At 52.6% G+C, this 26,620-nt stretch carries 22 protein-coding genes; all 22 read left to right on the top strand.

Features of this window, described 5'->3' with window-relative positions; all coding sequences use genetic code 11:
* The first annotated feature begins 62 nt into the window (after positions 1–62).
* A complete protein-coding gene (locus EJQ19_RS20665) occupies positions 63–716 on the top strand; it encodes an RsfA family transcriptional regulator (RefSeq protein WP_126143141.1) in 654 nt (217 codons plus the stop codon).
* 104 nt (positions 717–820) lie between these two features.
* On the top strand, positions 821–1,774 hold the full coding sequence (locus tag EJQ19_RS20660; protein ID WP_126143140.1) for a ketopantoate reductase family protein: 954 nt from the start codon (positions 821–823) through the stop codon (positions 1,772–1,774).
* Positions 1,775–1,793: 19 nt separating this feature from the next.
* Positions 1,794–2,195 carry a DUF3397 domain-containing protein gene (locus tag EJQ19_RS20655; protein ID WP_126143139.1) on the top strand — a complete coding sequence of 134 codons (402 nt, stop codon included), beginning with the start codon at positions 1,794–1,796 and terminating at the stop codon, positions 2,193–2,195.
* A gap of 304 nt (positions 2,196–2,499) precedes the next feature.
* A complete protein-coding gene (locus EJQ19_RS20650; RefSeq protein WP_338143340.1) occupies positions 2,500–4,275 on the top strand; it encodes a peptide ABC transporter substrate-binding protein in 1,776 nt (591 codons plus the stop codon).
* A gap of 90 nt (positions 4,276–4,365) precedes the next feature.
* Positions 4,366–5,298, top strand: a complete 933-nt coding sequence (locus EJQ19_RS20645; RefSeq protein ID WP_126143138.1) for an ABC transporter permease — start codon at positions 4,366–4,368, stop codon at positions 5,296–5,298.
* Positions 5,299–5,300: 2 nt separating this feature from the next.
* Positions 5,301–6,230 carry an ABC transporter permease gene (locus EJQ19_RS20640; protein WP_126143187.1) on the top strand — a complete coding sequence of 310 codons (930 nt, stop codon included), beginning with the start codon at positions 5,301–5,303 and terminating at the stop codon, positions 6,228–6,230.
* 16 nt (positions 6,231–6,246) lie between these two features.
* Positions 6,247–7,281, top strand: a complete 1,035-nt coding sequence (locus EJQ19_RS20635; RefSeq protein WP_126143137.1) for an ABC transporter ATP-binding protein — start codon at positions 6,247–6,249, stop codon at positions 7,279–7,281.
* A complete protein-coding gene (locus EJQ19_RS20630; protein WP_126143136.1) occupies positions 7,274–8,236 on the top strand; it encodes an ABC transporter ATP-binding protein in 963 nt (320 codons plus the stop codon). Before EJQ19_RS20635 ends, EJQ19_RS20630 begins: the two co-directional genes overlap by 8 nt.
* Before the next feature lie 139 nt (positions 8,237–8,375).
* A complete protein-coding gene (bshC, locus tag EJQ19_RS20625) occupies positions 8,376–10,010 on the top strand; it encodes a bacillithiol biosynthesis cysteine-adding enzyme BshC (RefSeq protein WP_126143135.1) in 1,635 nt (544 codons plus the stop codon).
* A 12-nt stretch (positions 10,011–10,022) separates the two neighbouring features.
* On the top strand, positions 10,023–11,285 hold the full coding sequence (locus tag EJQ19_RS20620) for an adenosylhomocysteinase (protein ID WP_126143134.1): 1,263 nt from the start codon (positions 10,023–10,025) through the stop codon (positions 11,283–11,285).
* A gap of 353 nt (positions 11,286–11,638) precedes the next feature.
* The gene (locus tag EJQ19_RS20615) at positions 11,639–12,736 is read left to right on the top strand and encodes a DUF4349 domain-containing protein (protein ID WP_126143133.1); all 1,098 of its coding nucleotides are present in this window, start codon (positions 11,639–11,641) and stop codon (positions 12,734–12,736) included.
* Positions 12,737–12,859: 123 nt separating this feature from the next.
* Positions 12,860–13,297: a division/cell wall cluster transcriptional repressor MraZ gene (mraZ, locus tag EJQ19_RS20610; protein ID WP_126143132.1), complete on the top strand. Its 438-nt coding sequence runs from the start codon at positions 12,860–12,862 to the stop codon at positions 13,295–13,297.
* Between the two features lie 30 nt (positions 13,298–13,327).
* Positions 13,328–14,278: a 16S rRNA (cytosine(1402)-N(4))-methyltransferase RsmH gene (rsmH, locus tag EJQ19_RS20605; RefSeq protein ID WP_126143131.1), complete on the top strand. Its 951-nt coding sequence runs from the start codon at positions 13,328–13,330 to the stop codon at positions 14,276–14,278.
* 20 nt (positions 14,279–14,298) lie between these two features.
* Positions 14,299–14,748, top strand: a complete 450-nt coding sequence (ftsL, locus tag EJQ19_RS20600) for a cell division protein FtsL (RefSeq protein WP_126143130.1) — start codon at positions 14,299–14,301, stop codon at positions 14,746–14,748.
* Between the two features lie 15 nt (positions 14,749–14,763).
* Positions 14,764–17,067, top strand: a complete 2,304-nt coding sequence (locus tag EJQ19_RS20595; RefSeq protein ID WP_126143129.1) for a penicillin-binding transpeptidase domain-containing protein — start codon at positions 14,764–14,766, stop codon at positions 17,065–17,067.
* A 100-nt stretch (positions 17,068–17,167) separates the two neighbouring features.
* Positions 17,168–19,099 (top strand): stage V sporulation protein D, encoded by a 1,932-nt coding sequence (locus EJQ19_RS20590; protein ID WP_126143128.1) that lies wholly within the window; start codon positions 17,168–17,170, stop codon positions 19,097–19,099.
* Positions 19,100–19,362: 263 nt separating this feature from the next.
* Positions 19,363–20,853, top strand: coding sequence for a UDP-N-acetylmuramoyl-L-alanyl-D-glutamate--2,6-diaminopimelate ligase (locus tag EJQ19_RS20585; RefSeq protein WP_126143127.1), 1,491 nt, complete (start codon positions 19,363–19,365; stop codon positions 20,851–20,853).
* Positions 20,850–22,268 carry a UDP-N-acetylmuramoyl-tripeptide--D-alanyl-D-alanine ligase gene (locus EJQ19_RS20580; protein WP_126143126.1) on the top strand — a complete coding sequence of 473 codons (1,419 nt, stop codon included), beginning with the start codon at positions 20,850–20,852 and terminating at the stop codon, positions 22,266–22,268. The genes EJQ19_RS20585 and EJQ19_RS20580 overlap by 4 nt, the downstream gene beginning before the upstream one ends.
* A 271-nt stretch (positions 22,269–22,539) precedes the next feature.
* A complete protein-coding gene (gene mraY, locus EJQ19_RS20575; RefSeq protein ID WP_420901691.1) occupies positions 22,540–23,475 on the top strand; it encodes a phospho-N-acetylmuramoyl-pentapeptide-transferase in 936 nt (311 codons plus the stop codon).
* A gap of 3 nt (positions 23,476–23,478) precedes the next feature.
* Entirely contained in the window at positions 23,479–24,864 is a 1,386-nt protein-coding gene (gene murD, locus EJQ19_RS20570; protein WP_126143124.1) for a UDP-N-acetylmuramoyl-L-alanine--D-glutamate ligase, read from the top strand.
* A gap of 42 nt (positions 24,865–24,906) precedes the next feature.
* On the top strand, positions 24,907–26,004 hold the full coding sequence (gene spoVE / locus EJQ19_RS20565; RefSeq protein ID WP_126143123.1) for a stage V sporulation protein E: 1,098 nt from the start codon (positions 24,907–24,909) through the stop codon (positions 26,002–26,004).
* Between the two features lie 7 nt (positions 26,005–26,011).
* On the top strand, positions 26,012–26,620 hold a 609-nt coding region (locus EJQ19_RS20560), incomplete at its 3' end, for a glycosyltransferase (RefSeq protein ID WP_206438460.1).

Raw genomic sequence — 26,620 nt, 5'->3', positions numbered from 1 at the left:
TAGGCGAACGTTAAGCAGCACGGGTGACGGGTCCCTATACTATCGTTAGGAGGTTTGACCTTATGTCGGCAATTAGACAAGATGCTTGGAGCGACGAAGACGACTTGATTTTAGCGGAGTTGACATTGCGTCATATCCGGGAGGGCAGCACGCAATTATCTGCGTTTGAAGAGGTCGGGGAGCGCATTGGCCGCACCGCGGCAGCTTGTGGTTTTCGGTGGAATAGTTTTGTTAGAAAAAAATATGAGGCGGCGATTCAGATCGCCAAGGCCCAACGTCAAAAACGGACGCAGCAGAAAAAGCATGCGCCGGTTTCCATCTCAGGAGCGTCCTCCATCGGTTTGTTGGAAAGCTCGGAGCTTGCGGTGAATAAGAATGAAGGATTTACGGAAGAAACACTGTCCATCGACGCGGTGATTCGGTTCCTGAGACAGTGGAAGACCACCTATCAAGACATGAATCGTCATATTAAATCGCTTGAGAAAGAGCTCCAGGAAAAAGAAGAAGAGCTCGATAGACTTGGCAGAGAAAACAACAAGCTCAATAAACAAGTAAATGAAGTGGAAACGGATTATCGCGTGGTCAACGATGATTATAAAGCGCTGATTCAAATTATGGATCGAGCCCGGAAAATGGCCTTTCTCGTGGAAGAAGAAGAAGAGGAGAAGCCTCGCTTCAAGATGGATGCGAACGGGAATTTAGAAAGAGTAGAATAGTTTTGCTTATCTCAAGCCTCAGTCAAGGTCCAGTGCCTTGGCTGGGGCTTTTGGTTTGCTCGCCGGTTTCGTATAATGAAAGGAAGAACAAGGGGGTTGCTCGTATGCGCATGACAATTATCGGAGGAGGGTCGCTGGGCTTGTTATTTGCCGCGAAACTCGTACCTCTCTGCAAGGGACTGACGTTGATTGCAAGAACGCGGGAGCAGGCGGAGACGCTTGCGCAGGGAGGGATTGCGATTCAGGAGATGAGCGGAGAGCGAAGAATAGTTTCACATACTGACATCTCGATTGAATGTTATAACGGCAGTGCAGATGAAACCGTACAGGGGCTTCGCAACGCTGATTATGTACTGCTGATGCTGAAGCAGCCGGCTATTACGGAGACGCTATTAGCGCGCCTGCAATCGGAGCTTGCTCCGCAAGCCTGTCTGATCTGTTTTCAAAACGGAATCGGTCATGAACATAAAGTCATCGGAGCGCTAGGCGCGGGTCGTGTGTTATTTGCCGTTACAACGGAGGGGGCCAAACGCGAAGGAGGCACGGCGGTTCGGCATACCGGGCACGGGGTGACCTATATCGGAGGGTTAACGTCTGAAATGAACGATAACCTGCTGCAGCGGCATTGTTCGCTAAAAGAAGTGCTCTTGCAAGCAGGATTTCAAGCGGACTTGTCGAAAAATATGGAGGAGCGCATCTGGAATAAGTTGGCGATCAATTGCGTGATTAATCCGCTTACTGCGATTCTCAAGGTAACCAACGGACAACTGCTGGATACAGCGTGGACGCGTTCCTTGATGGCGGACTTGTTCCGCGAAACAAGCGAAGTTGCCGAGGCGTATCATGTTTCGCTTGCGCAAGATTTGTGGACGACGATTGTACAGGTGTGTCAAGCGACGAGCGCGAATCACTCCTCCATGCTGCAGGATGTGCTTGGGGGCCGTCCGACCGAGATTGATTATTTGAATGGAAGTTTGGTGAGCATGGCCGGGAAAGCGGGGCTGGCGCTGCCGAATCATAATATGGTATATCGCCTTGTCAAAGCGATGGAAGGATAAAGAAGCGGGTGGTTGAAAGATGATGAACATGTTAGCCGGATTCCTGTCTACACTATACGCGGCGCTTGCCGTTGCTCCGTTTGTAACCTTTGCGGCAATTTGGTTTCTGATCTGGTTCATGCTGAAGGATAAGAAAATGACGACGAGGCTCGCGATGGACATCACGAACTTCTTTTTGCTGGGCTCTGTTTCGTTGATGTGGAATCGGCTGTTTCACACGCAGTTTGGGTTCTGGCTAATTGTTCTCGTTCTATTGATTACATTCGGCATGATCGGCGGGTATCAGACTCGGACAAAGGGGAAGCCCGATTTGATCCGTGTGGGGCGAGTGGTGTGGAGATTCAGTTTTTTGGGATTGTCGGCGCTTTATATTTTATTGTTCATCGTGCACATCGGCAAAAACTTCCTTTTTGCAACCTAGTATCATAATTTTATCAACTTATTTTTAGTTATTTGGAGAAGTTAACGAAAAATTAAGGTGTTGTTTGTAATATTTCTTTGAGATTTGTAGAAAATAACAACGAAAATCGTCTAGATTTTATTGACCGATGGTTGTATAATAAAAAACCGTGAAGGCTTTTTTTAATCTGTTTTTAACAAATGGTAAATTAATTGTGGACAATCCTTCCTGATATGTTATAATTCCTTGCGTAGACTCTAGTAAATTTTTTTACCAGAGATATAGGTTAGATAATATAACATAAGAAAAACGGTTTCATTGTTACTTGGGTGCATGGTGTAAGGTTTGCGTCATAAATGCTTGCAAAACACCTGACCATAGATGGCTAGATATACATAATTTTAAAGGAGGAGTTTTTATGAAAGCGACAAAGTGGGTATCAACAGCAGTAGCATTAACACTGATGGGCAGCGTAGTCGTTGCTTGCGGCAAGAATGAGGAAACTCCGTCCGCATCCCCATCCGGCGGTGCGGCTGGCACGACAGCTCCAGCGTCCAACAAACCGCAAGAAATCAAAATCAATTTCTCTGCAGAGCCACCGGTTTTGGATAGCTCCAAAACGACAGCTAATGCTGCATTTACAATGCTCAGCGCAGTTAACGAAGGTCTTTACCGTACAGATAAAGACGGCAAAGCCACTCCTGGTCTGGCGAAAGATTTCCCTAAAATCTCCGCTGACGGTTTGACGTACACCATCGACATTCGCGACAACGCAAACTGGTCTGATGGACAACCTGTTAAAGCACAAGACTTCATATATTCTTTCAAACGCACACTAGACCCAGCAACGAAAGCGCAATACAGCTTCGTAGTTGCTTGGATCAAAGGCGGCGAAGCGGTAACGAAGGCGAAAACGCCTGAAGAGGTGAAGAAAGCACAAGACGCGCTTGCTGTTAAAGCAATCAGCGACAAACAGCTTGAAATTACACTTGAAAAGCCGGTTGCCTTCTTTACACAAATGCTTGCTTTCGGCGCTTTCTTGCCGCAACGTGAAGATTTCGTAACGAAAGCCGGCGACAAATACGGCGCTGAAGCTGACAAAGTTATCGGTGCAGGTCCGTTCCTGTTGAGTAAGTGGGATCACGGTCAAACGCTTGAACTTGTTAAAAACGACAAGTACTGGGATGCAGCGAACGTTAAAATTACAAAAGCTACAATCAATATCGTAAAAGACCCTAACACTGGTCTGAACTTGTACGAAACGGGCGCAGCTGACTTGACTGAAATCAACCGCGACCAGTTGACACTGTACAAAGGCAAGCCGGACAATATGCCAAAACCGGAGTTGACAAACTCCTACCTGATGTACCAAACGAAAAAGCAACCTGCGCTTGCGAACAAAAAAATCCGTCAAGCTCTAGGCATGGCGATTGATCGTCAAGCTTATGTCGACACTGTTCTTGCGAACGGCTCTGTTCCTTCCACAGGTCTGGTGCCTGGCGGTACGGCTGACGGTGCTGGCGGCGAATTCCGTAAAACGGCAGGCAACACGCAGCCTCCATTTGACGCGGCAAAAGCTAAGCAATTGTTGGCTGAAGGTTTGAAAGAAGCAGGCCTGACGGCTCTGCCAAAAATGAAAATCAATGCGGATGATACGGAAACTGCGAAGAAATCCCTTGAGTTCATTCTTGCACAGTGGAAGCAAAACCTTGGCTACGAAGCCGAAGCGAACCCAGTTCCGCATGCGCTCCGTATCGAGCTTTCTTCCAAGCATGACTTCGACATCGCACTTTCCCTATGGGGCGCTGACTACAACGATCCAATGACATTCCTGGATATGTGGGTAACCGGCGGCGAGTTCGACGAAGGCGACTACAGCAACCCGCAATACGATGCACTGATCAAACAAGCTCAAACGGAAGTTGATACAACGAAACGCGCTAAAGCATTAGTTGAAGCTGAGAAAATCCTGATGGATGATCAAGGCGTATCCCCACTTTACTTCCGTACTCGCGCTTACCTGAAGAAACCGAATGTTGAAGGCTTGATCCTTCCTTCCTTTGGACAAGAGTGGGAATTGAAATGGGCTTCCATTAAATAAGATGAAGCAGACAAAGAAGGGGCCGTTCGCACCTCGTGTGCGCGGCCTCTTCTAAATGTCTCACCTGTACATTAACAAAGGAGGAGCAATATGGTTAAGTTCATTCTTCGCCGTTTCCTATATGCGCTTATCACGCTATGGCTGATTGCATCATTTACATTTGTCTTGATGAAAAACCTTCCGGGTAACCCGCTCGGGGAAGGTGCGGAAAAAATCCCTAAAGCCACAAGAGATATGTTAATGAAGCAATACGGTTTGGATAAGCCATTGTGGCAGCAGTACTTGACGTTCCTTAACAACATCATCCACGGCGATCTAGGAGCTTCCTTTCAATTTCCTGCTCACAAAGTTACCGACATTATTAAGCAAGCTTTCCCTTCATCACTTGAGCTAGGTTTAATTGCGATTGTGATCGCGATTGTCGTCGGGCTGATACTGGGTATTATTGCAGCACTCAATCACAATAAAGCCGGCGATTACACGGCGATGTTCATTGCGATCGTTGGCGTATCGATTCCGTCCTTCGTTCTGGGTCCGCTGCTTTCCTACTATGTTGGCGTTAAATGGGGCATTCTGCCTGCTGGATTATGGAAAGGCCCAAGCTATAAAGTGCTCCCGGCCATTGCGCTTTCGTTCGGTACCATTGCCATTCTTGCGCGCTTGATGCGTACGTCGATGTTAGATGTACTCAATCAGGATTATATTAAAACAGCGAAGTCGAAAGGCTTGTCCAGTCTTACGGTTGTCGTCAAGCATACGATTCGTAATGCCATATTGCCGGTTATTACGATCATTGGTCCAATATTTGTAAACGTCATCACAGGTACGCTCGTTGTTGAGCAAATTTTCAGTGTTCCTGGCCTTGGGAAACACTTCGTATCTTCCGTGTATTCGAATGACTATACCATGATTTCGGGTTTGACGATTTTTTACTCGGTCATTCTGATTGTCGTCATTTTCATTACGGACATCGTTTATGGTTTTGTAGATCCTAGAATTCGTCTTGGGAAAGGCGGGAAATAATGATGCAAACTCCGCAGGATGCAGCTAACAACTACAAGTTTGCTCCCGTATCCGATAAGAGCTTGGCGAGCGAGGTTATCGTTCGACCTTCGCTGAATTATTGGCAGGACGCTTGGAGACGACTTAAGAAAAATAGACTGGCTATGGCCGGCTTGATTATATTAGTTCTTTTAATCATTCTCGCGATCGTTGTGCCTTTTGTTTCTAGTTATGACTATCAAACGCAAAATTTAAAAATAAAAAATATCGGACCTTCTTCTGAACATTGGTTCGGAACCGACGATTTCGGCCGCGATCTTTGGACGCGTGTCTGGTGGGGAACGCGCATTTCCTTGTTTATCGGGATTGTCGCGGCATTGATTGACTTGGTGATCGGCGTGATTTATGGCGGTATCTCCGCTTACTACGGCGGGAAAGTCGATGAGATCATGCAGCGCTCCATTGAAATCGTCTATGCGATTCCGTTCCTCTTGATCGCGATCCTGTTGATCATGGTCATCGGTTCCGGGATTTCGTCCATCATTATTGCTTACAGCATTACCGGCTGGGTACCGATGGCTCGGCTTGTCCGGGGGCAAATGCTTACGCTGAAAGAACAGGAATTCGTTCTGGCCTCCCGCACACTCGGAGCTTCCCCGATGCGCATCATTATGCGCAGTCTGATTCCGAATGCGCTGGGCATCATTATCGTACAAATTACGTTCGTCGTCCCTTCGGCGATTTTTACAGAAGCGTTCCTGAGCTTTATCGGTCTCGGTGTGAAGCCGCCGCTGGCTTCGCTTGGTAACTTGCTGTCGGACGGCGCGAACTATATTCGTCTGTTCCCGCATCGCCTGATTTTCCCGACGATTATTTTCAGCTTGATTCTCCTGAGCTTCAATCTGCTCGGCGACGGGCTTCGTGATGCGCTTGATCCGAAAATGCGCAAGTAAGAAGGGGTGAATGTTGATGAGCACCAATAACAATTTGCTGGAAGTAAAAGATTTGCGTGTTTCCTTCCGTACGTATGCGGGGGAAGTACAAGCCGTGCGCGGCGTTTCGTTTTCTTTGAAAAAAGGTGAAGTATTGGCGATCGTAGGGGAATCCGGCTGCGGAAAATCCGTTACCGCTCAAACGCTGATGCGTTTGATCCCTTCACCGCCTAGCTATATAAAAAGCGGCTCGATTATTTTTGACGGCAAGGTCGACATTACCAAGCTCTCCAACCGTCAAATGGAGAAAATTCGCGGCTCCGAAATGGGTATGATTTTCCAAGATCCGATGACCTCTCTCAATCCAACGATGAAGATCGGGGATCAAATTACCGAGGGCTTGATGAAGCACCAAGGTCTTAGCAAGAAAGCAGCTCGCGAAAAAGCGATAGAAATTCTTAAACTGGTCGGTATTAACTCGCCGGAAGGTCGGATTCACCAATATCCGCACGAGCTTTCCGGTGGTATGCGCCAGCGTGTCATGATTGCCATTGCACTCGCTTGCTCTCCGAAATTGCTGATCGCGGACGAGCCGACAACAGCCCTCGACGTGACGATTCAAGCGCAAATTATCGAGCTGATGAAAAGCATTTCCGAGAAAACGGAATCATCCATCATTATCATTACGCATGACCTGGGTGTTGTTGCGGAAATGGCGCAGCGCGTCGTGGTGATGTATGCAGGTAAAATTATCGAGCAGGGCACCGTAGACGAAATTTTCTACGAGCCGCAGCATCCGTATACGTGGGGCTTGCTCCGTTCCGTTCCTCGTCTGGACACTAGCAGCGACGAAGAACTCGTGCCGATTCCCGGCACGCCGCCGGATCTATTTGCACCTCCGAAGGGCTGTGCGTTCGCGGCGAGATGTCCTTATGCCATGAATCATTGCTTGGAAGAGGACCCGGAGCATACGATTATTTCCGAGACGCACACAGCTGCTTGCTGGTTGCAGCACCCGGATGCACCTAAGGTTGAACGCCCTGCCGGAGTGGGAGGTAGACAACATGTCTAAGTCTGAGCAACCGATTTTGCAGATCCGCGATATGAAAAAGCACTTTAATCTCGGCAACGGCAAGATTTTGAAAGCCGTTGATAACTTTTCGATCGAGATTAAGCGCGGTGAAACGTTTGGTCTTGTCGGCGAGTCCGGCTGCGGGAAATCCACAGCGGGTCGTACGATCATTAACTTATATAAAGCAACTTCCGGTGAAGTTCTGTTTGAAGGCGAGAACGTTCATGAGCTGAAAGGGAGAAAGCTGAAGGACTTCAATCGGAATATGCAAATGGTATTCCAGGATCCATACGCGTCCCTGAATCCGCGGATGACAGTTGGCAACATTATCGCCGAGGGAATCGATATTCACGGCCTGTATTCCGGCGCGAAACGCAGAGAACGCGTCATGGAACTGCTGCGCGCCGTCGGTCTCAACGACGAGCATGCGAGCCGCTTCCCGCATGAGTTCTCAGGAGGTCAGCGTCAGCGGATCGGGATTGCCCGTGCACTTGCCATCGAGCCGAAATTCATTATTGCGGATGAGCCGATTTCCGCCTTGGACGTATCCGTCCAAGCGCAAGTTGTCAATCTTTTTAAACGTCTGCAAAAGGAAATGGGTTTAACGTACCTGTTCATCGCCCATGACCTTGCGATGGTGAAGCATATATCTGATCGGATCGGCGTGATGTATCTGGGTAACCTGGTTGAAGTTACGACGTCGGAGAATCTATATGCGAAGCCGCTGCACCCGTACACGCAATCTTTGCTTTCCGCGATTCCGATTCCGGATCCGGAGGTCGAACGTTCGCGTCAGCGGATCATTCTGGAAGGCGATGTGCCGAGTCCGCTCAATCCGCCTAGCGGCTGCCCGTTCCGTACGCGCTGCCCGCATGCGATGGAGAAATGCGCGGCATCTATGCCGCCTAGCATCGAAGTGGAACCGAACCATTTTGTCGCTTGCCATTTATATTAATTGTTCGAACCGTCCCGAGAGGGGCGGTTTCTTTGGTTATGAATTGTAATTATTAAAAATACAGTTTTGACGATTAGGGACCTAACGTGTACAATCAAAGGATGAGAGTTGAATTGGGATGAAGAGGAGACAGATGTCGATGCAAATAGATTCATTTCATTGGAAGAAATCCCAACCGCTGGCGGAAGATTATGTTGCCGGTTCGGAAGCTGTGAGGGCGCTATATCCGCATCATTTTGCGAGCGCTGCGAGCTGGGAAACCCGGGTCAAATGGTTGGATGAAGCTGCAGGGAGACCGCAAGCCGACCGCGAGCAGCTCGTGCAGGTTTTGCGCACATATAATGAAAGGATCGGCAATCACGATCAGGCTTTCGCTTCGATTGCGGCGCTGCATGATGCGAAGACGTTGGCGATTGTCGGCGGACAGCAGGCCGGCTTATTTGGCGGGCAATTGCTGGTGCTGTATAAAGCGATTACGCTAATTCAGGCCGCGCGTGAGTGGAGCGGTAAGCTGGGGCGAAGCGTTGTGCCGATCTTCTGGATTGCGGGCGAGGATCATGATTTCGACGAAGTGAATCATCTGTTTGCACTGACGCAGGCGCAGCAGATTGAGAAGATAAAAATCGATCATCCGACAGGACAGCGCACATCGGTCAGCCGGCTTCCTGTATCGCCGGAAGCTTGGGAAGAAGCCCTTACAGCGTTGGATCACACGCTGATGGATACGGAATTCAAGGAAGCGCTGCTCGGGAAGCTTCGCGCTTCAGTGGAGCAAGGCGCGACGCTTAGCGATGCGTTTGCACGCTGGATGGCGATGCTGTTCGGCGAATACGGCCTCGTGCTGATCGACTCCGATGAACCGGCGCTGCGCAAGCTGGAAGCGGGCCTGTTCGAGCAGCTTATCGTGCGTAATGAAGAACTGGCACAAGCGCTGGCCGCGAGCAAGGAAGCAGTTGTGGCAGCCGGTTACGGAGCGCAGGCCGATATTCAGGATAATGGCGCGAATCTGTTTGTTTTTGCCCATGGTCAGCGGCTGCTGCTGCATCGGGAAGATGGCGTGTACACCGATCGGAAAGGAACGGTTCGATTCACGCCGGAAGAACTTCGCGAGAGGGCGCTGCGTGAACCGGAGTCGTTCAGTAATAACGTCATGACGCGGCCGCTGATGCAGGATTACTTGTTTCCAGTGCTGGCAACGGTGCTCGGACCAGGGGAAATTGCTTATTGGTCGCTGACGAAAGAAGCGTTTGAGAGGTTCGGTCTGCAGATGCCGATTGTGCTGCCGCGAATGGAGTTTACGCTGATCGAAGGTACGATCAAAAAGCAGATGGATAAATATGATTTTTCATTGAATGATGTAATTGAACGTTACGAGCAGAAGAAGCAGGCTTGGCTGGATGAGCAGGATACCCTTCGGCTACCGGAGCGGTTTGAGCAGGTGAAGGCGATTTTTCGTGACAGCTATCAGCCATTGGTCGAATCCCTCGGTTCGATTAATTCCGGTGTGAAAAAACTTGGGGATACGAACATGGCCAAAATTTTGGAACAGATCGATTACCTCCAACATAAAGCGTCCGAAGCGCATCAAACGCAATTTGACAGTGCCATTCGGCAGCTGGAGCGCGTTCGTTTGACGATTATTCCGTTCGCCAAGCCGCAGGAAAGAGTGTATAATGGGTGTGCTTATCTGAATCGCTATGGGGACGGCTGGCTGCATGCCTTGCTGGATACGCCGATTCCTGTAGACGGCGTGCATCGCGTATTTTATTTGTAGGAGGAACTGGGAATGTCGACATTGGAAAAAAGCATCGTAACAGACATGGCGCTTGCGCCGGATGGCCACTTGAAAATTGATTGGGTGCAGGCGCATATGCCTGTATTGAACCGCATTCGCGAGCAGTTTGAGAAGGAACAGCCGTTCAAAGGGCTGAAAGTGACGATTTCCCTTCACCTCGAGGCGAAAACGGCGTATTTGGCGAAAGTCGTCAAAGCCGGCGGTGCCGAAGTGACGATTACGGGCAGCAACCCCCTCTCCACGCAGGACGATGTGTGCGCGGCGCTGGTAGAAGACGGCATTACAGTGTTTGCGAAATATAATCCGTCTCCGGAAGAGTATAAAGAACTGCTGATTAAATCACTCGAGTCCAAGCCGGATCTAATTATTGACGACGGCGGCGATCTCGTATCCATCCTTCATTCCGAGCGTACCGACTTGGCGGTCAATGTGCGTGGCGGTGCGGAAGAAACGACAACAGGCATTTTGCGTCTGAAAGCGATGGAAAAGGAAGGCAAGCTGGCGTTCCCGATGGTTGCAGTGAATGACGCGTTTTGTAAGTACTTGTTCGACAACCGCTATGGCACGGGGCAGTCGGTTTGGGACGGTATTAACCGGACGACGAACCTGGTGGTGGCCGGGAAAACCGTCGTCGTTGTCGGCTATGGCTGGTGCGGCAAAGGTGTGGCGATGCGGGCCAAAGGGCTTGGTGCGAATGTCATCGTGACGGAAATCGACGCCATTAAAGGTGTTGAAGCTTACATGGACGGCTTTGCAGTTATGCCGATGAAGGAAGCGGCGAAGTTGGGCGATTTCTTTGTGACGGTCACAGGCAACCGTGACGTGATCCGTGGTGAGCACTACGAAGTGATGAAGGACGGCGCGATTCTGTCAAATGCCGGACATTTCGATGTTGAAGTGAACAAACCGGAGCTTGCGGCTTTGTCGACAACGATCCGGACGGTGCGCCGCAACATCGAGGAGTATCAATTGAAAGACGGCCGTAAGCTGTATGTGCTCGCGGAAGGCCGGCTTGTGAACCTGGCGGCTGGGGACGGCCACCCGGCGGAAATTATGGATATGACGTTCGCGTTGCAAGCGATGTCGCTAAAGCACGTGAACGAGCAATATAAAGCGCTCGGCCAAACAGTCGTGAACGTGCCGTACGTGCTCGACGAGCAAGTGGCGCGCTACAAGCTGGAGTCGCTGGGCACCTCCATCGACAGCTTGTCGGATGAGCAGAAGCTGTATCTGGACAGCTGGGCGGAGCATTAAGAGTATAAGTTTAAATATAACGGTGTGAAGTACATGCCGCTTTGATATGTCGTGTTCGAGAGAACATTGGCGTATCGGGGCGGCTTTTTGTTTTGAATAAAATGGGCAGGACGGATAAGCCCTATGGCAACCGTTAGAGTCTGAAACGAGGCAAATTTAGGCGAATAAGCGCTGTGGTAACCGCTAAAATCGGCTCCGCCTCATAGGCAAGCTACTGCGATGCGAGCTGAACTTGCTTAATAGAAGCAAGGGCCGGCCCGACGAAAAAACATTCGTTGCTGGTATGCAACTTTGATGCGTCCTCCATCGTTAAGAGGTTGTCATGCCAAATATTAACAGAGGGGGCGCGTCAAATGTTTGCAGCTCGTAAGGGGAATTGGTGGCTTGCAGTGGCGTTCATCGCCCTGCTGCTGCTCGCAGGCTGCAGCTCGGCCAAGGATGCGGGCAGCACGGCGGCTTCAAGCGCACAGGATATGAAAGCGGTGCAGCCGGCGAAGGCGGAGGGGACAACGACGGCAACGGCGGACCGTGCGAACGCATCTGGCCAAGAGACGAAGCAATCGACATCGTCGCAGGCGCAGCCAGCGGCCCAAGCCAACGCGGCCAGCGCGTCATCAACGTCGGGTCAACCTGCGCCGAGCCTGGTCGTGACGCCGACGGGGGCCGATGGCGTGGACGGTTTTAACCGGAAACTGATCTATAAAGCTAACTTGGTCATGCCGGTAGAGGACTACGCCAAGGCGCAGACGGCGCTGCGCGATCTCGTGGCGCTGAGCGGAGGCTACATTTTGCAATTTTCGGAGAACGCAACCACCGGCGAACGTGGCGGGACGTACACGATCAAGATAGCGGCAGACGGCTTCGTCTCGCTGCTCGACGGACTGGAGAAAATTTCGCCGACGCTGCAGCGGAATGTGCAGGGGCAGGATGTCACGGAAGAGTATGTCGACCTCACCTCGCGACTAAAGGCAAAGCAAGTGCTCGAAGAGCGGCTGCTGAGCTTTATGGAGAAGGCGACGAAGACGGACGATCTGCTTGCTTTTTCGAATGAGCTTTCCAAGGTGCAGGAGGCGATTGAGCAAATCAAAGGGCGCATGCGCTACTTGGATCAGAATGTCGCGTATTCCACGGTCGAGCTGCGCATGTTTCAGGCAACGGGCAAGAAGCCTTTGCTCGCTAATCCGAATGAACTGACTTTGACCGAGCGCGTGCAAAAGGCATGGCAGTCCAGTCTCAATGTGTTAGTTGCCTGCTTGCAGGGAATCCTTGTCTTTCTGGCGGCTGCGTTCCCGGTGCTGGTTATCTTACTACTGCTTGGCATCCCGATCTGGGCCTACAGACGCAAACGCCGCAGCAAATTGGAAGCCATTCGCGCAGCGCTTCAAAGGGACAATGCCTTGGGTGAGAAGCAGTCTGCGAGCGAAACGGAGACGAAAGACGTACAATCTTAGCAAAAAAATGAAAATTATTTTGAAAATCCTGCTGACGAAGCAGGATTTTTCTTATTTTTAGCGAATATTGATTCAAATGTGGTGGAAAGTGGTACAAAGTGGAGGAAAAGGGGGCCGGGTGCTGTGTTCATGGGTGAATATCAACATAGCATCGACGAAAAGGGGCGCATGATCATTCCCGCCAAGTTTCGGGAAGCCCTCGGCGAATCTTTTGTCATCACCCGTGGACTGGACCAGTGCTTGTTCGTCTATCCGCAGTCGGAATGGCTGATCCTCGAAGGCAAGCTGAAAGCTCTGCCGCTAATGAAGTCGGACGCGCGTGCGTTCACCCGGTTTTTCTTCTCGGGCGCAGCGGAGTGTGAGCTGGACAAGCAGGGCCGTGCCAACATTCCGGGCAACTTGATCGAGCATGCAAAGCTGGAGAAAGATTGCGTCGTGATCGGCGTTTCCAACCGCGTTGAGATTTGGAGCAAGCAAATTTGGGAAAGCTATGCCAATGAGTCTGAACAGTCTTTCAACGAAATTGCGGAAAAGCTGGTCGATTTTAATTTTGATTTATAGAAAAAGGCAGTAGTTGTAGGAGGACATCCAGTGTTTCATCATGTGACGGTACTTAAAGAAGAATCGGTAGAAGGACTACATATAAAGTCAGACGGCGTTTATGTCGATTGCACAATGGGAGGGGCAGGGCACAGTTCGCTGATCGCGTCCAAGCTTGGACCGAACGGACTGCTGATTGCGCTGGACCAAGACGACGTTGCGCTCGCGAATGCGCAGACGGTGCTTGCCCCGTATGGTGATCGCGTTTCCATCGTCAAAAGCAATTTCCGCGAATTGGAAATGGTGCTGCGCAGCGAGCCCAGAGCAATGAAGGATGGTAAGCCGCAGGTGGATGGCATTTTGTTTGATCTTGGTGTCTCGTCCCCGCAGCTTGACGAAGGCGAACGAGGGTTCAGCTATCATCAGGATGCGGAGCTCGACATGAGAATGGACCGATCGACGGAGCTCACCGCCAAAATCATCGTAAATGAGTGGCCCGCTGACCAAATTGCGCGAATTTTGTATGAATATGGCGAAGAGAAATTCTCGCGGCGCATCGCCGCCGTGATCGTCGAAGCGCGCAGCAAAAAGCCGATTGAAACGACCGGCGAGCTCGTCGAACTGATTAAGGAAGGGATTCCCGCTGCGGCAAGACGCACGGGAGGTCACCCTGCGAAGCGGAGCTTTCAGGCGCTGCGGATCGCGGTGAACGATGAGCTTGGCGCTTTTGAAGAGGCGCTGGAACAATCCATACGCTGCCTAGCACCGCAAGGGCGCATTGCCGTCATTACGTTCCACTCGCTCGAGGATCGCATCTGCAAGCAGTTTTTTACCAGCCAATTAGAAAAATGTACATGCCCGCCGGATTTTCCGATGTGCGTCTGCACCAAATCCGGCACGCTTAAGTTAGTAACCCGCAAACCTATCGTAGCCAGTCAAGAAGAACTGGACGTCAACCAACGAGCACGATCAGCGAAGCTTCGCATAGCAGAGAGGCTTTGAACCAAGGGAGGAAATAAACGATGCCAGGATACATTCAGGGCAATTTGGCCCTCGACCCCAAACGCAAGCCAGCGGCACCTCAACGCGTGAAAATAAAAGAGACGACGAAGGTGATGTACCGCAAGTCCGCCCTTCCTGCACAGGAAAAGCTGCTGTATCTGTTTACCGTGGTGTTGTGCATTATCGTTGCAGGTGTCATTTTGTGGCGCTATGCGGCGATCTACCAGATGAATGCGGAGATTAAAGTGATGCAGGAGCAGATCAAGGAGATCGAGGCGCAGAACAGCGCGCTCAAGTCGGAAGTCTACAAGCTGCAAAGTCCGGAACGATTGAAGGAGGAAGCGGCGCGGTTAGGGTTTAACGTCACGGATGAGAAGCAGAGCGCCGTTGCGACGACCACGGGAACGAAATCGAAAACGACAACGGTTGCCACGAACAGTAAATCCGGCAAAACGTCTTCTAAACCGTAACAGGCAGGTATTCCTATGACAAAAAAAATTAAGCTGCGCTCTTTACTGATCGGAGGGTTTTTTACCCTTCTTTTTGTTGTCCTCATTGTGAAAGTCTATTGGATTCAAGTCGTAGAAGCCTCCTGGCTGCTAGAGAAAGCGGAGAAACGGTGGGAGACGGATAAAATCATTACTCCTGTCCGCGGAAGCATCGTGGATCGAAATGACAAGCCGCTCGCGATTGAGTCGACCGCTTATACGATCGCACTCGATCCGGAAATGCTGAACAACTATCAAATTGTGGAGGATGTCTCGCAGGGCTTGGCGGACATTTTGAAAGATTCGGAGGCTGTTCGAGCCGAGCTTGTGAATAAGATTCGGGATCGGGCGACTAGGAAAAATTTGGACGGCACAAAGCTGGCCCGAAATGTCGAGATCCGCAACGAAGGTTGGAAGATCGGTAAGGATAAAGCGGATCAAGTTCGCGAACTGATTGCCAGGCTGCAAACCAAGTTGAAACTGGGGACGAAAGCGAATGTTGGCATTTATATTTTAGAAGACAAGAAACGCTACTATCCGAATGAGACACTGGCGGCACACATTCTCGGCTATACGAACAAGGAGGGCGAACCTTCGCTAGGACTCGAGCTTAAAATGAACGACGTGCTCAAGGGTGTGCCGGGCAGCATGAGCTACGAGAAGGACGGCAAAGGCGTGGAACTGCCAGAGGGGAAAGTCGATTTCAAACCGGCAGAGGACGGCAGCAACGTGCGTCTGACCATCGATAAGAATATCCAGTATTATCTGGAAAGCGCCTTGGCGAAAGTGAATGATCAATGGCACCCGAAGAGCCTCACGGCGATTGCGGTCGATCCGAAGACGATGGAAATTTTGGGGATGGCGAATACGCCGACATTTAATCCGAATACGTACGGCTCCACGAAAGATCAATCGGCGTTCATTAACCGGGCGGTGTCGTCACGCTATGAGCCGGGTTCTACGTTCAAATTGGTGACGCTGGCCGGCGCAGTAGCGGAAGGGGTGTTCAACCCGAATGAAATGTACCAGTCCGGGGAAATCCGGGTCTCGGACCGTATTCTCCATGACCACAACAATGTAGGATGGGGCAAAATTTCATTCCTGGACGGGCTGAAGCGCTCAAGTAACGTTGCGTTTGTGAAGCTGGGGATCGAGAAGCTGACCACGCCGAAGTTCAAAGATTATATCGAGAAGTTTGGTTTTAAAACGAAAACAAATATCGATCTGCCGAGCGAAGTGTCCGGACTTATCGATATGCAATATCCGTCGGAATTTGCAACAGCAACATACGGACAAGGGAAGGTCGTCGTCACGGCGATCCAACAGACGGCGGCCTATGCGGCGATCGCCAACGGCGGCAAGCTCATGTGGCCCCATATCGTGAAGGCGATTGTCGATCCGAAAACCGGCAAAACCATCTCCGACGTGCAGCCGCAGGTGATCCGTCAAGTGGTCAGCCCGGAAGTCGCCTCCCAAGTGAGCGGTTATCTGGAGCAGGTCGTCTCAGATCAGGAGATCGGAACGGGCAAGCTAGCCTTTATGGACGATTATCGTGTCGCAGGAAAAACAGGGACGGCAAATATCGTATTGCCTGGAGATAAAACGTACTCCCCGAATACGTGGGTGATTTCTTTTATCGGCTATGCCCCGGTTGAAGACCCCCGAATTCTGATCACGCTGATCGCCGACCAGCCGGATCTCGGCGGCAACTACCACCTCGGCGGTCAGGTGCTGGCGCCGGCATTTAAAGAAATTGCAGGCGAATCTCTGCAATATTTGGGGGTTCCCTCCAGCAAGAAGCCGGCGAAGGTCGTAAAGAAAGAAACGAGCAGGCTGACGATGCCGAACTTTGCGGACATGTCACAGGACAATGCGAAGAGCATCGCGAAGGATACCGGCTTGACGCTCGATGTTTTCGGGCGAGGCGACAAGGTTGTCAACCAGTTCCCGAAAGCGGGCACTGAAATTTTATCCACGCAGCACACGTATGTTGCGATGCAGGACGTCACCGGCATGCCGCTGCCGAACCTGATCGGCAAATCGCTGCGCGACGCGGTGGAGGTGTGCTCCTTCTTCGGCACGGAATGTCAAACGTCCGGCGAAGGGTATGTCACGGAGCAGGGCGCAGCGGAGGCTGGACAAGCGGTCAAATTGACCTTGCGGCCAATCGGCGTGAGCGAGGAGACGACGGCAAGCGCTCCGCCAACCTCGAACGGTGACGCAGGGGATGCACCGCCTCCGTCCCCGACGCCGACGCCAGGCACGGCCGCCAAGACGCAAAATAAATCGAAAACGCCTTAACCCCGGGAAGCTCGCATGAGAGCTTGTTCTAACCCCTGTTTGTCCCGAATATTCATGTTAGGAATAGTCCTGACAGGTTGGGAAGGGAGACTGAACGTTCATGCGAGCTTCTAACGTTACGCTGCGCCGCCGATTGTTTATGGCGTTAATTATCGGTACGGTTATTTTTACAGCATTGATTATCCGGTTGGCCTATGTGCAACTGTGGATAGGACAAGAGTTGGCGGACAAAGCCGATGACAGTTGGCGCCGAGAAATTTATTACATGCCGAAAAGGGGCGAAATTCAGGACCGAAACGGCGTTGCCCTCACGTACAGTATAACGACGCCTACGATTGTTGCCATTCCCGTGCAAGTCAAAGACCCGCAGAGCACAGCGCAGAAGCTGGCCGAGGTGCTGGAAGGCAATGTCGATGATATTTACAAGCAGATCACGAAGAAAGCGTCGCAAAATTACATCCGCCCGTCCGGCCGCAAGATTACACTGGAAAAGGGGGAGGAAGTCCGCAAGTTGAATCTGCCCGGCATCGTCGTGGCCGAAGACAATAAACGCTACTACCCGTTCGGCACGCTTGCTGCGCATATCCTTGGGTTTGCTGGCATCGATAAAGGGCTTACGGGCATTGAAGCCAAATACAATGAGCAATTAACCGGCCTTAGAGGCAGCATCGCCTATATGACGGACGCGGCAGGCCGCACCTTGGAAGGCACAACAGAGACGTACACGCCGCCGAAAGACGGACTCAACGTCAAATTGACGATTGACAGCCATCTACAGTCCGTGATGGAGCGCGAGCTTGATCAGGCGATGGAGCAGTACCAAGCGCAGAACGTCGTCGCGATTATGATGGACCCGAACAACGGCGAGATTTTGGCCATGGGTTCACGCCCGACGTATGATCCGGCGAAATATCAAGAGTACCCGGCGGAGACGTATAACCGAAACCTGCCGATATGGAAAACGTATGAGCCGGGTTCCACGTTCAAGATTATTACGCTGGCTGCGGCGCTAGAAGAGAAGAAGGTCGATCTCAAAAACGAGCAGTTTTACGATCCCGGCGCCATCGAAGTCGGCGGCGCGCGCCTGCGTTGCTGGAAGCGCGGCGGCCATGGCAGCGAGACGATGCTGCAAGTCGTGCAGAACTCGTGCAACCCTGGCTTCGTCGTAATGGGCCAGCGTCTTGGCAAAGAGAAGCTCTTCGATTATATTTATAACTTCGGCTTCGGGAAGAAAACAGGCATTGATCTTGCCGGTGAAGAGAACGGCATTCTGTTCAAACCGTCGCAAGTCGGACCGGTCGAGCTTGCAACGACTGCGTTCGGGCAGGGCGTATCCGTGACGCCGATTCAGCAGATTACGGCGGTATCGGCGGCGATCAACGGCGGCAAGCTGTTCAAGCCGTTTCTGGCGAAGTCGTTCTCGAACCCGGATACCGGGGAAGTTGTCGACGTTGTCGAGCCGCAGCTCGTGCGCAACGTAATCTCAGAGAACACGTCGCAACAAGTCCGCGAAGCGCTGGAAAGCGTCGTGGCCAAAGGGACGGGGCGCAACGCGTTCATCGACGGCTACCGGGTCGGCGGCAAAACGGGTACGGCGCAGAAAGTCATCAACGGCCGGTATTCACCGGATGAACATATCGTATCTTTCATCGGCTTTGCGCCGGCGGATAACCCGAAGGTGATTGTCTACGCGGCAGTGGACGATCCGCAAGGCATTCAGTTCGGGGGGCTGATCGCAGCGCCGCTCGTCAAGAACATCATGGCGGACGCCCTGCGTTACATGAAAGTGGAACCGGACAAAAACCAGCTTGACAAAGATTACCGCTACGGCGAAACGCCGGTTGTGGAAGTGCCGGACTTGGTTGGCGCGTCAGTTGATGATATATTAGAAGATCTGAACATGAATTTTAAGCTGGCGAAATCGGGCAACGGGAAATACGTCATTTCCCAGGCGCCTAAAGCGGGCACGCGTGTCGATCAAGGCTCGACGATCCGGATTTTCCTTTCCAATGTTGAGCCGCCTCAGCAATAACGTAGCGCTTGCCCAAAAAGATTTTGCGAATAAGACATGTTTCACTTTTCTACTTGCATAAAATTGTCCATAATAAGATAGTGTTCAAAAAGTCGGGTTTTCAGCACCGAGAAGGTTGCGAGAAGCTGAAGAAGGAGGAGCGGAGTGTAGGCAAAACCTACATGGCTACCTTCCTTCGAAGCTGAACGCAAGAGGCTTCCTGCATGGCTTCGTGATCAAAAGACGACTTTTTGAACTACCTCATTGGGAAGAGAGGGTTGCTCATGAAACTGATCGAGCTTGCTTCCGCACTGCTCATCACCCGCATCGTCGGAGACGCTGACACAGACATCACTGGGATTGAGGCAGACTCTCGTAAAATAAAGCCGGGGGATCTCTTCCTCTGTATTCCGGGACTTACCGTAGACGGCCATGACTACGCCCCAAAAGCGCTTGCGCTTGGGGCTTCTGCGCTTGTCACGGAGCGTGTGCTGGAGCTGCCGGTTCCTCAGCTCGTCGTGAAGGACGCCCGCTACGCGATGGCAGCGTTGGCGGCGCATTTCTACGGATATCCGAGTGAAGAGATGAAGATGATCGGAATTACAGGAACGAACGGAAAGACGACGACAACGTACTTATTGGAAAAAATATTGGCGGATCAAGGCTTTACCACAGGCCTGATGGGCAACATTCATATCAAGATTGGCAATGAATACCACGAGAATAAGGCGACGAACACGCAGGAGGCGCTGGAGCTGCAGCGCATTTTGCGGCAGATGGCAGATAGCGGTACGGAGTACTGCGTCATGGAAGTGTCCTCGCACGGTCTCGCCATGGGGCGGGTCAAGGGCGTATCGTTCCGGACGGGGATTTTTACGAATTTGACACAGGATCATCTCGATTATCATAAAACGATGGAAGCATACACGGAGGCAAAAGGCTTGCTGTTCGCACGACTCGGCAACAGTTTTAACGGGGAGCCTGCCGGTCGCAAGTATGCCGTCTTGAATGCGGACGACGCCGCTTCCGAGCGGTTCGAAGAGCTCACGGCGGCGCAAGTGATCACGTACGGCATCGATCAGCCGTGCGATGTGCAGGCGACCGACATCCGAATGACGTCCCAGGGCACGGCGTTCGAAGTACGTACGTTTGCCGGAAGCCGGAGCCTCCAGCTGCGCTTGGTCGGCAAATTTAACGTCTACAACACGCTTGCGGCGATTTCCGCAGCGCTTGCCGAAGGCATCTCGCTTGACGCGATCTGTGACAGCCTGGCGGCTGTACAAGTCGTGGAGGGCCGTATGGAAGTGGTCGATGAAGGCCAACCGTATCTCGTGCTGGTCGATTATGCGCACACGCCGGATGGACTGGAAAATGCGCTGTCGACGGTTTGCGAATTTGCCGAGGGTCGGGTCATTACCGTATTCGGCTGCGGCGGGGACCGCGACCGGACGAAGCGGCCGGTGATGGGCAAAGTGGCGGCTTCGTACAGCGATTATGTCTACGTGACGTCGGACAATCCGCGGACGGAAGACCCGGAGGCCATTTTGCGGGATATTGTGCCAGGTCTAGAGGAGCTGCATTATCCGGAGGATCAGTTTACACTCATCGCGGATCGCCGAAAAGCGATACAGATGGCTATTGAAGGGGCAGGCCCCAAGGATGTAGTATTGATAGCGGGTAAAGGCCACGAAACGTATCAGGATATTATGGGGGTCAAGCACGATTTTGACGATCGCTTGATCGCCAGGGCGGCTATTAGGGGGAGAAACCAGTGATTCAACGAACGTTAGCGCACATTGCGGCGATGATTCATAGCGAAGTGTCCGGGACGGCGCAGGAAGTGCGCATTACCGGCGTTTCGACGGATACGCGATCCATTCAGGCCGGGAGTCTGTTCGTCCCGCTGATCGGAGAACGGTTTGACGCGCACGATTATGTGGGAGAAGCTATGCAAAAAGGAGCGGCGGCTGTGCTGTGGCAAGCCGACCACGGCGCCGGCCCTGCGGACATTCCGCACATCGTCGTCACGGATACACTGCTGGCGCTTCAGCAGCTGGCCAAAGCTTACAAAAACGAGCTGGCTGTGAAAGTGATCGGCATTACGGGCTCCAATGGCAAAACGACGACCAAAGATTTGGTCGCCGCCGTGCTCGGCAGCACGTATGCGGTGCATAAAACGAAAGGCAACCTGAACAACCACATCGGTTTGCCGCTGACGCTCCTCGCACTGGAAGAAACCACCCCGTTCGCGGTCGTGGAAATGGGCATGAGCGGGCGCGGTGAGATCGCGCTCTTGTCCCAGCTCGCGGAGCCGGACGCGGCGATCATTACGATGATCGGCGAGTCGCACATGCTGCAGCTCGGCTCCCGAGAGGAGATCGCCCGAGCGAAGGCCGAGATCGTTGCCGGCCTGAAGCCCGGCGGGCTGCTCGTCTACAACGGCGACGAGCCGCTGATTGCGATGGCGCTGACGGAACGCAGCGCCGGCGGCACGACCGTGACGGCAACCGATGGTCTGCCGGCCAACCTGGAGCATGTCCGCTTTGGCCGTGCGGCGGACAACGACCGCTTCCCGACCGGCATCCGGATGGATGCGGACGGGGCGTACTTCACGATCAATTCCCCGGAGTATCCGGAATTGTTCGTGCCTTTGCTCGGCGAGCACAACGTGGTGAACACGCTCGCGGCCATCGCCATCGGCGAGCGCTTCGGCGTCTCGCCGGCAAATGTGTCAGCGGGGCTGAGCTCGCTGCAAATGACAAGCATGCGCATCGAGAAGCTGACGGCAGCCTCCGGGCTGACCGTGCTCAACGATGCGTATAACGCCAGCCCCGCCTCGATGCGGGCTGCGATTACCTTGACCGAGCAGCTGAGCGGCTTCGGTCGGAAATTCCTCGTGCTCGGCGACATGCTGGAGCTTGGCGAGCACGAAGAGCAGTTCCATCGCGGCATTGGCGCGATGCTGTCGCCGGAACGTGTCGACTACGTCTTCACGTTCGGCCGTCTTGGGCGCTTCATCGCTGAGGAAGCGCAGAAGGCGTTCCCGGCGGCGCATGTGCGCGCCTACGACGACAAAGCGCAGCTGGCGGAGGAACTCGCCGCAGCCGCGGCCCCCGAGGACCTGGTGCTCGTGAAAGGCTCGCGCGGCATGCGGCTTGAACAAGTCGTGCAGACCTTGCTTGAAAAATAGAACGTTATATGCTTCACTGATGAGGAAGTTCACAAAGTCGTCTTTTGATCACGAAGTAAGCCAGGAAGCGGATTCGACATTGAATCTTGCATTCAGCTTCGATTGAAGGAAGGTAGCCATGTAGGTTTTGCCTACACTCCGCTCCTCTTTCTTCAACTTCTCGTAACTTCTCGGTGCTGAAAACCCGACTTTTTGAACACGCATGGTATGGACAATAGAGTGACGGAAACGAGCAGGGGGAACCAATGTGGAAAACGAAGTGTTATTTACCATGGGCGTCGCATTTGTGCTGGCCTTGATTATGGGCCCGCTGTGCATTCCGATACTGCGGCGCATGAAATTCGGCCAGCAGATTCGGGAGGAAGGCCCGAAGGCGCATCTCAAAAAGCAGGGCACACCGACGATGGGCGGCATCATCATTCTGCTGGCGCTTTCGCTGGCGACGCTGCGTTTTGCCGAGAAAAATATGGATTTGCTCATTTTATTGATCGCTTCACTGGGATATGGACTTGTCGGCTTTTTAGACGATTATATTAAAATTGTGTTTAAACGCTCGTTGGGGCTTACCGCGAAGCAAAAGCTTTTCGGCCAGCTGTTGATCTCCGCCATCGTCTGCTATTTGCTGATTGTGCAGGGGCACAGCACGGAATTTTACATTCCTTTCGTCTCGTTCCACATTAATGCAGGTTGGCTCTACTTCCCGATTATGGCGATCATTATGCTGGGCGCATCCAATGCAGTGAACTTCACGGACGGCCTTGACGGCTTGCTCGCAGGGACGAGTGCGATCGCATTCGGCGCTTATACGATTATCGCGATGAACAACACGCAGCCGGAGGCGGCGATTTTTTCTGCGGCCATGGTAGGCGCCGTACTGGGCTTCCTCGTCTTTAATGCGCATCCGGCGAAGGTGTTTATGGGCGACACGGGCTCACTCGGGATCGGCGGGGGACTTGTGGCCGTTGCGATTTTGACGAAAGCGGAGCTGCTGCTGGCGATTGTCGGCGGTGTGTTCCTGATTGAGATTTTATCGGTTGTGATCCAAGTTGTATCGTTTAAAACAAGAGGCAAGCGCGTATTTAAAATGAGTCCGATTCATCACCATTTTGAATTGGTCGGCTGGTCCGAATGGCGAGTTGTCATCACGTTCTGGGTGGTAGGCCTCGTGCTTGCGGCGCTCGGACTTTATATGAATGAGGTGTTATAGAACATGAAGCATCCGCGGGAATATCGTGGACTGGAAGTGGTTGTCCTTGGGCTTGCGCGCAGCGGTGTCGCTGCGGCGAAGCTGTTTCACCAAATCGGTGCTGTTGTAACGGTAAATGACAAAAAGGACCGGACTGCATGCCCTGAAGCCGACGAACTGGAGGCTCTGGGTATTTCTGTTGTTTGTGGGTATCATCCGGACTCCCTCGTTCATGAAGGGGTGGCGCTTGTCGTCAAAAACCCGGGCATCCCGTATTCGGTCGAGCCTGTCCGGAGGGCGGAAGCGCTCGGGATTGAAGTGGTCACCGAGGTGGAGGTGGCGTATTTGTTCTGCGAGGCGCCGATTATCGGCATCACCGGCTCCAACGGTAAAACGACGACGACAACGCTCATCGGCCTGATGCTGGACGCTGCGGGGCTTAAGCCTGTCGTGGCGGGCAACATTGGCCGCGCTTTGACGGAAGCGGCGCCTGAAGTCACGGCGGAGAACACGATGGTGGTGGAGCTTAGCAGCTTCCAACTGAAAGGGACGACATCGTTCCGGCCCGCCATCGGTCTGCTGCTTAACCTCTATGAGACGCATCTGGACTACCATGGCACCATGGAAGACTATATTAGTTCCAAGGCCAAATTATTCGCCAATCAGACGCAGGAAGATACGGCGATTCTGAACTGGGACGATCCGGTGTGCCGGGCCATTATGCCGAACCTCAAGGCGAAAGTGTTGCCGTTCTCCAGGAAGGAGAAACTGAGTGAAGGCACCTATCTGGAGAACGGCATGCTGGTATATGCAGACGGACAGGGCAGCGTGCAGCCGATTATGCCAGCCAGTGAGATCGGCATCGCCGGCAGCTTCAACGTCGAGAACGCCCTGGCTGCTGCCGCAGCGGCGATTACGGCCGGCGTGCCGCTGGAAGCGATTGCGGGTGTGCTGCGCAGCTTCACGGGCGTTGAGCACCGTCTGGAGCTTGTCCGAGAACTGGACGGCGTCTCGTTCTATAACAACTCCAAGGCGACGAATGCCGTCGCTACGATCAGTTCAATTGAGGCGCTCGACCAGCCGATCGTCCTTATTGCCGGCGGACTCGACCGCGGCTCGGACTATATGGAACTGCTTCCGATATTCCGCGAGCGGATCAAAGGTCTCGTCACGTTGGGTCAGACCCGCGAAAAAATTAATCATGTTGCTGAGCTGGCGGGGATTAGCCGCCTGCAAACCGTCGATACTGCTAATGCAGCGGACGCGGTTGAACAGGCCGTACAGCTGGCTTGGCAGATGAGCGAACCGGGTGACATTGTGCTCCTGTCGCCTGCTTGTGCCAGTTGGGATATGTTTCCATCCTATGAGATCAGGGGGGGCATGTTTAAGGAGTCCGTGCATAACCTTTAAGTAGGGCTTATCCACGCCCAGTACTTACAAAGAGGTGTTTGTATGGGTAAAGCACGTTCCGCTCCTGATATTTGGATCATCATTCCAACTCTGATGCTGTTAACGATCGGCGTTATTATGGTATATAGCGCCAGCAATGTCCTCGCGTATCGCGAATTCGGCGACTCGTTCTATTATTTGAAGCGGCAGCTTATTTTTGCCGTGCTCGGCATCGTGGCGATGTTTTTTACGATGAATGTCGATTATCTGGTCTGGAAAAAGTATGCCAAAATCGCCTTGATCTTGTGCTTCGGACTTCTCGTCATCGTCTTGATTCCCGGCATCGGCGTCGTGCGAGGCGGTGCGCGAAGCTGGCTGGGGATCGGCGCTTTCGGCATTCAACCGTCGGAGTTCATGAAGATCGGCATGATCCTGTTTCTTTCGAAGCTGTTGTCCGAGCAGCAGTCCAAAATTATGCTTTTCACAAAAGGCTTGCTGCCGCCTCTTGGCATCATGGGGCTTGCCTTCGGATTGATCATGCTGCAGCCGGACCTTGGCACCGGGGTCGTGCTCGTCGGCGCCTCTCTCCTAATCATTTATACGTCAGGCGCTAGATTGCTTCATCTCTCTTATCTCGGTATGATAGGGGTTGCGGGTTTCGTAGGCTTGGTCATTGCCGCCCCGTACCGCCTCAAGCGGATTACCGCCTTTCTGGACCCTTGGCAGGACCCGCTTGGCGCCGGCTATCAATCGATTCAATCGTTGTATGCGATCGGACCGGGCGGTTTGGTCGGACTCGGGCTTGGGATGAGCCGCCAGAAGTTCAGTTACTTGCCGGAACCGCAAACGGATTTTATTTTTTCCATTATTGCAGAAGAACTTGGCTTTATCGGCGGGACGCTCGTGCTGCTGCTCTTTACCATCCTGGTGTGGCGGGGCATGCGGGCGGCCATTACGGCGCCGGATACGTTTGCCAGCTTAATCGCTGTCGGCATCATCGGCATGATCGCCGTGCAGGTGATTATCAACATCGGCGTTGTCATCGGCATGTTCCCGGTAACCGGGATTACACTGCCTTTTATCAGTGCGGGAGGGTCATCCTTGACGCTTATGCTGACGTCTGTCGGCATCCTGCTCAACATATCGCGTTATTCGAGGTGACTGGGGAATGAAAACGATTATTTTTACCGGCGGCGGCTCCGCTGGCCATGTAACGCCCAATTTGGCGCTCATGAGCAAGCTGAAGATGAAGGGCTGGGAAATTTCATATATCGGTTCGGCAACTGGCATTGAAAAAGATATTATCGCCCGGGAGCAGGTTCCGTTCTATCCGATTTCGTCGGGGAAGCTGCGCCGGTACTTCGATCTGAAAAACTTGAAAGATCCGTTTCGCGTGCTGAAAGGTGTTTATGAATCGTATCGATTGCTTAAACGTTTGAAACCCGCCGTTGTGTTCTCCAAGGGCGGGTTCGTTTCCGTTCCGGTCGTTCTGGGCGCGAGAATGAACAACATTCCGGTTATCATCCACGAATCGGATATGACGCCAGGGCTGGCGAACAAGATTTCGATTCCGTTCGCAACGAAAGTGTGCGTGACGTTCCCGGAGTCGATGGCGCATATCGGCAAAGAAAAAGCGCTGCTGACGGGCCTTCCGATCCGCGAAGGCATCCTGCAGGGCAAAGCGTCCAAAGGCGTCCAATTGTGCGACTTTCATACGCAAAAGCCGGTTATTCTCGTCATGGGCGGCAGCCTTGGCTCGCAAGTGCTGAACGGTGCG

The sequence above is a fragment of the Paenibacillus whitsoniae genome, assembly GCF_003955665.1.
In the GTDB taxonomy this organism is placed as follows: Bacteria; Bacillota; Bacilli; order Paenibacillales; family NBRC-103111; genus Paenibacillus_E; species Paenibacillus_E whitsoniae.
This window is presented reverse-complemented; position numbering and strand designations above follow the sequence as displayed.

Coding starts and splice junctions, on each gene's coding strand:
- EJQ19_RS20665 (WP_126143141.1), top strand. CDS start 63: ATGTCGGCAATTAGACAAGATGCTTGGAGCGACGAAGACGACTTGATT.
- EJQ19_RS20660 (WP_126143140.1), top strand. CDS start 821: ATGCGCATGACAATTATCGGAGGAGGGTCGCTGGGCTTGTTATTTGCC.
- EJQ19_RS20655 (WP_126143139.1), top strand. CDS start 1,794: ATGATGAACATGTTAGCCGGATTCCTGTCTACACTATACGCGGCGCTT.
- EJQ19_RS20645 (WP_126143138.1), top strand. CDS start 4,366: ATGGTTAAGTTCATTCTTCGCCGTTTCCTATATGCGCTTATCACGCTA.
- EJQ19_RS20640 (WP_126143187.1), top strand. CDS start 5,301: ATGCAAACTCCGCAGGATGCAGCTAACAACTACAAGTTTGCTCCCGTA.
- EJQ19_RS20635 (WP_126143137.1), top strand. CDS start 6,247: ATGAGCACCAATAACAATTTGCTGGAAGTAAAAGATTTGCGTGTTTCC.
- EJQ19_RS20630 (WP_126143136.1), top strand. CDS start 7,274: ATGTCTAAGTCTGAGCAACCGATTTTGCAGATCCGCGATATGAAAAAG.
- bshC (WP_126143135.1), top strand. CDS start 8,376: ATGCAAATAGATTCATTTCATTGGAAGAAATCCCAACCGCTGGCGGAA.
- EJQ19_RS20620 (WP_126143134.1), top strand. CDS start 10,023: ATGTCGACATTGGAAAAAAGCATCGTAACAGACATGGCGCTTGCGCCG.
- EJQ19_RS20615 (WP_126143133.1), top strand. CDS start 11,639: ATGTTTGCAGCTCGTAAGGGGAATTGGTGGCTTGCAGTGGCGTTCATC.
- ftsL (WP_126143130.1), top strand. CDS start 14,299: ATGCCAGGATACATTCAGGGCAATTTGGCCCTCGACCCCAAACGCAAG.
- EJQ19_RS20595 (WP_126143129.1), top strand. CDS start 14,764: ATGACAAAAAAAATTAAGCTGCGCTCTTTACTGATCGGAGGGTTTTTT.
- EJQ19_RS20590 (WP_126143128.1), top strand. CDS start 17,168: ATGCGAGCTTCTAACGTTACGCTGCGCCGCCGATTGTTTATGGCGTTA.
- EJQ19_RS20585 (WP_126143127.1), top strand. CDS start 19,363: ATGAAACTGATCGAGCTTGCTTCCGCACTGCTCATCACCCGCATCGTC.
- mraY (WP_420901691.1), top strand. CDS start 22,540: ATGGGCGTCGCATTTGTGCTGGCCTTGATTATGGGCCCGCTGTGCATT.
- murD (WP_126143124.1), top strand. CDS start 23,479: ATGAAGCATCCGCGGGAATATCGTGGACTGGAAGTGGTTGTCCTTGGG.
- spoVE (WP_126143123.1), top strand. CDS start 24,907: ATGGGTAAAGCACGTTCCGCTCCTGATATTTGGATCATCATTCCAACT.